We start from the raw sequence: 4,338 nt of genomic DNA, 5'->3' as shown, positions 1-4,338 counted from the left end.
GGACTGGATGGACTTGCGGCGACCATCCAGCATCAGCCCCCGCAGATAGCAATGGCTCTTGGCCCGCTGATCCTTGCGTGACACCGAGGCGAACACTCCGTCACGAACAACGCCAACTCCGCCCGAACCCGGTTCACTTGAAGTGTGTCCCCACGCATGCTCCTCACAGTCCCGATAGGAAGACCTAACGGAGTCCTACTAGACGATCAAGTCCTATGTCTGGCGGGTTCGTCCCGCGGGTCCCTTCCGCTGTCTCGCCGATGGCTTCCCGGTCCCGCGACGGGGGCGGCCAGGCGGGACGGCTCGCGGCACGGAGTCATCGGAGCGTGAGTGGTGCATGCTCCGATGACGGTGCTCGTGGGTGCTGTGCAGCATCACTGATCGGGATCTAGGACTGAAACTGACCTAGACGGGCGTTAGCGTCATCACCGCGTTGAGGCACTCGCACCCCAGGAGGCAGTCAGATGTCCGTCAAGCCGGTTCCCCAGGGCTACAGCACTGTGACGCCGTGGATCATCTCGCGCGACACGGTGCAGCTCATCGACTACATGAAGCGGGCCTTCGACGCAGAGGAGCTCGCGTGTCTCGCGGGCAAGGACGGGGCCATCGAGCATGCGGAGGTACGGATCGGCGACTCGGTGGTGATGATGTTCGACGCGCGGCCGGAGTGGCCGCCGACCCCGGGCTTCCTCCGCCTTTACGTCGAGGACGCCGACGCTGTGCACCGTCAGGCCGTTGCGGCTGGCGGTACCTCGGTCACCGAGGTCACCCACCTGTTCTTCGGAGACCGGGTCGGGCGGGTACGCGATCCATTGGGCAATCTGTACTGGATCCAGACCCGCATGGAGGACCTGAGCCCGCAGGAAATGGAACGCCGCCTCGGCGACCCGGAGTTCACCAAGGCTATGGAGTACGTCCAAAGCGCCGACTTCTTCCCCGCCCGGGAATCCAACCTCGGCTGACGTCCAGGAGCGAGAAGAGACTGTCCAAGATCGTTGTGTGGCGAACGAGAACTTGGACACCTGGCTTCGATGTTCCCGTATCTACCCCAGCAGTCCGGGTACAACAAGCGGCTGCGGGCCGCATTGCCGATGGTCAAGAAGGTGATACGGATGCTGGCGGCGGACACGGACTTCTGGTGCGACAACCACTGGATCGTGGACTCCACCCCCGTGGAGTGCGGGCGTTCGCGGCCGACGGTGAAGCGGTCGGAGATAGCTGGCTGGGCCGGATACGGCTACTGCGCCTCCCACTCCCGGTTCTTCTGGGGCCTGCGTCTGCACCTGGTCTGCACGCCGACCGGGATGCTGATCCTGTGGGCGCTGGCGAATCCGAAGCTGGACGAGCGCGAGGTGCTCCAGGCCATGCTCGATGTCGAGGAGGACCTGATCGCCGGTCGGCCCGGCCTGCTGCTGATCGCCGACAAGGGCTTCGCCTCCAAGGAGTTCGAGAATGACCTGGCCATGCGCGGGATCGAACTGCTGCGGCCGTCGTTCAAGCGGGAGAAGAAGCGCAAGGGCGAGCCTCTTCTCAAGTCGGTGCGGCAGCTGATCGAGTCTGTGAACGACACCCTCAAAGGGCAGCTGGACCTCGAACAGCACGGCGGACGCGCCTTTGAGGGCGTCGCCGTCCGCGTCGCTCAGCGAGTCCTCGCGATGGCCGCCGCGATCTGGCGAAACCACAAGACCGGCGCTCCGGTCATGCGGTCGCTGGTCGCATTCGATCACTGAACACATCGGACTCATTCGCCTAGGTCGCAGGAAGGTATCTCAAGGTCCGAGCCAGCGCTGTTCGTCCTCTTTCTCGGCGATTAGCCGGGCCCGGTAAATGCGGGGGGTGACACCGAGTTGGCGAGCGAGGATGCTATCGGGTAGGCCGGAGTCATATGCGATAGCGAGTTCTACGACGCTGATCAGACGTCGGGCGGCCCAGAGTTCGGCGGTCCGTTCCTGGGCGAAGGTGGCGACGTTGGTGGTGCCGCCATAGGCACAGCGGTGGTCGCCAAGGGCGATGTGGGCAAGTTCGTGGGCGAGGGCGCAGCGTTTGTGGATGGGGCCCAGGCCCTCGGAGCAGTAGACCTTGCGGCGTTCGGCGTCCCAGGCAGCGAGGCTGTCACGCAAAGGGAGGTAGCAGATAGGGACGCCGATAGCGTCGATCTCGGCCTCAGGGTCGTATGCGTTCACGCAGGCGTGCTTTCTCCCAGGCCAGTGATCCGGCCGGTGTTGATCTTGTGCTGGGAGAGCTAACACACAGGGGGCTAGGAGGCGGAGTAGGAGAGCGGCGGGCCGTGGAAGCTTAGCCCTAACCGCCTACAGATATGCCATACCGAGCCGGGGCGCCCATAACTGATCACTTCAGAATGAGCTCTTTCCTGCGTGTAGTGGGGCCGGGTGGGGGTGGTTGGGTTGTGCATAGTGGTGAAGCTGCTGGTGGACGGGTTGTCGATCAAGATCAACCGTGTGCACCGGGGGCTTCGTGTGCTTGTCCACCTGTCGGTGATCGGTCTGTCCCGCTCGGCTCTGCGGTTCCTGGCTCGGCTTGTGGTGATGCGCCGTCGGGAGCTCGATACCCGCAGGCGGCGGTTGACGGCCGGCAGGCAGGCTCTGCCGGGCTCGCTCAGCTGCGGTGCGGTGACACCTGCGCCCGGCTCGCCACCGGGTTCGCGGTCGGCATCGCCACGGTCTGCCGTTACGTGCACGAGGCCGTCGACGCCCTGGCCGCCCTCGCGCCGACACTCGAGGACGCCGTACGGACCGCCATGCGGAAGCCTTCGTGATCCTGGACGGAACGCTCCTGCCGATCGACCGGATCGCCGCGAACCGTCCGCACTCTTCCGGGAAGCACACGAAGCACGGCATGAACGTGCAGGCCATCGCCCGCTCGGACGGCCGGCTGCTCGGGACCTCACCCGCACTGCCCGGAACCGTCCACGACATCAGAGCAACCCCTACCACGACATCATCGACGCCCTGACCACGGCCGGCGTCCCGACCTGGGCCGACAAGGACTACCAGAGCGCACCCGGCACGATCCCGATGCCCCACCACGGCCGCCGGAGCACCCTCCCGACCGGCAAACGCACCATACTCCCCCACACCAAGAACCGCGCCGTCGGTGAACAGGCCAACACCACCCTCAAGTCCCGGCGGCTCCCGCAAAAACTCCGTTGGCCCACCACCCGCATCACCAACACCGCCCAAGCCACCCCCACCCTCCACCTCAACACCCAGAACTGACGTTGGACAAAGGCTCACGGAGCGCGACCTGACCGTTGACGCGCCGGTATCGGCCTGGCGGGTGGCGTCGCGGGGCAGAAAGTCGCCCTCGATACGCGTTCGTTCTTCAGGGAGCCGAAGAACGATTCCGCCATGGTGTTATCGAAACAGATTCCTGTGCGGCCGGCGGAGCGCCGAATTCCAAGGACCTGCAGCACTTCGCCGTACTCGACTGACATGTAGTTCAACCCGCGATCCGAATGGAATATTGAGCCGTTGACGAGTTTTCGGTTGCGGGCTGCGTTACGGATGGCCCGGGATATAGGCGGAGTCTGGTAGTTGTCTTCCATCGCGTAGCCGATGACTTCCTTCGTGCAGCAGTAGATTACGGTGGCCAAGTGCAGTCATCCCTCGCCCGTGGAAACGTAAGTGATATCCTGAGTCTTTTGAGCGGTAGCTCTCCAGGGTGAGGACGGCTCGTGTTGCTGTGGTGGGCCAGGTGGGACTGCATCGTGCCTTGCGGAAGATTCGCCAGGTCTTCAGTCGGGCGATGCCCCGCTCGACGGGATGGCGCAGCCGGGTCTGGGCCCTGTTCAACGACCACTGCTGGACGGCGAGTTCTTGACGTGGACGGCGGCGGTGCGCAACGGCGAAGGTGCCACCGGCACCGAGGGAGCCCAGAACCGCCAGGACCGGGACGCCGAGTCGGACACACGTCGTGTTGATGATCCGGTGTGTGCGGGCCGCGGCGAGGTCATGGGTGCGGCCGGGCAGCACCCTGGAGTTCCACACGATCCTGCCGTCGGGTCGGTGATGACCTGGAGGTTCACGCCGTGACGGCGATGTTTTCCCGAGTGGTCGCCGTGGCCTTCACCGACGCGGTCGCACTCCGCAAGGGTGCCGTCCATCAGTACATACTCCGCCTGCTCCTTCGCCTCACGCAGGGCCCGGGTCGGTCCCGGCGCCCGGCGGGCCAGCAGCGCGACGACGGAGCAGACATAGCAGTGGGCGGTGCCGACGCTGGTTCCAAAGCCGGCCGCGATTTGGGCGAAGGTGATGTGCTGACGCAGGTACACCAGCGCGACCAGGGCACGTCCGGACGGACGTAGCTTGCACCTGCGGC

At 65.1% G+C, this 4,338-nt stretch carries 4 protein-coding genes and 3 pseudogenes; 3 read left to right on the top strand and 4 right to left on the bottom strand.

From position 1 onward, the window contains the following. Positions 1-158: pseudogene (locus tag AZE13_RS36125) on the bottom strand (transposase); the annotation flags it as partial. Positions 159-464: 306 nt separating this feature from the next. On the opposite strand from AZE13_RS36125, the gene AZE13_RS33170 reads away from it, so the two are divergent. Together AZE13_RS33170 and AZE13_RS33165 are read left to right on the top strand one after the other, a co-directional pair. Continuing rightward, entirely contained in the window at positions 465-962 is a 498-nt protein-coding gene (locus tag AZE13_RS33170; RefSeq protein ID WP_066940500.1) for a VOC family protein, read from the top strand. 69 nt (positions 963-1,031) lie between these two features. Then, a complete protein-coding gene (locus tag AZE13_RS33165; protein ID WP_258528187.1) occupies positions 1,032-1,730 on the top strand; it encodes an IS982 family transposase in 699 nt (232 codons plus the stop codon). Between the two features lie 39 nt (positions 1,731-1,769). On the opposite strand, the gene AZE13_RS33160 is transcribed toward AZE13_RS33165, so the two are convergent. Next, the gene (locus AZE13_RS33160) at positions 1,770-2,183 is read right to left on the bottom strand and encodes an ImmA/IrrE family metallo-endopeptidase (protein WP_066940497.1); all 414 of its coding nucleotides are present in this window, start codon (positions 2,181-2,183) and stop codon (positions 1,770-1,772) included. A 294-nt stretch (positions 2,184-2,477) separates the two neighbouring features. Between AZE13_RS33160 and AZE13_RS33155 the strand changes: the two are divergent. Then, a pseudogene (locus AZE13_RS33155) lies at positions 2,478-3,236 on the top strand (transposase family protein). Between the two features lie 14 nt (positions 3,237-3,250). Here AZE13_RS33155 and AZE13_RS35190 read toward each other — a convergent pair. After that, positions 3,251-3,613 carry a DDE-type integrase/transposase/recombinase gene (locus AZE13_RS35190; RefSeq protein WP_181690548.1) on the bottom strand — a complete coding sequence of 121 codons (363 nt, stop codon included), beginning with the start codon at positions 3,611-3,613 and terminating at the stop codon, positions 3,251-3,253. A gap of 52 nt (positions 3,614-3,665) precedes the next feature. Continuing rightward, positions 3,666-4,338, bottom strand: a pseudogene (locus AZE13_RS35185) (transposase family protein); the annotation flags it as partial.

The organism is Streptomyces sp. NBRC 110611 (assembly GCF_001590865.1).
In the GTDB taxonomy this organism is placed as follows: Bacteria; Actinomycetota; Actinomycetes; order Streptomycetales; family Streptomycetaceae; genus Streptomyces.
The sequence above is the reverse complement of the archived record's forward strand: the minus strand, read 5'-3'. Positions and strand labels throughout refer to the sequence as shown.

Excerpts from the sequence above, each read along its gene's own strand:
- AZE13_RS33170 (WP_066940500.1), top strand. The coding sequence starts at position 465 with ATGTCCGTCAAGCCGGTTCCCCAGGGCTACAGCACTGTGACGCCGTGG.
- AZE13_RS33165 (WP_258528187.1), top strand. The coding sequence starts at position 1,032 with ATGTTCCCGTATCTACCCCAGCAGTCCGGGTACAACAAGCGGCTGCGG.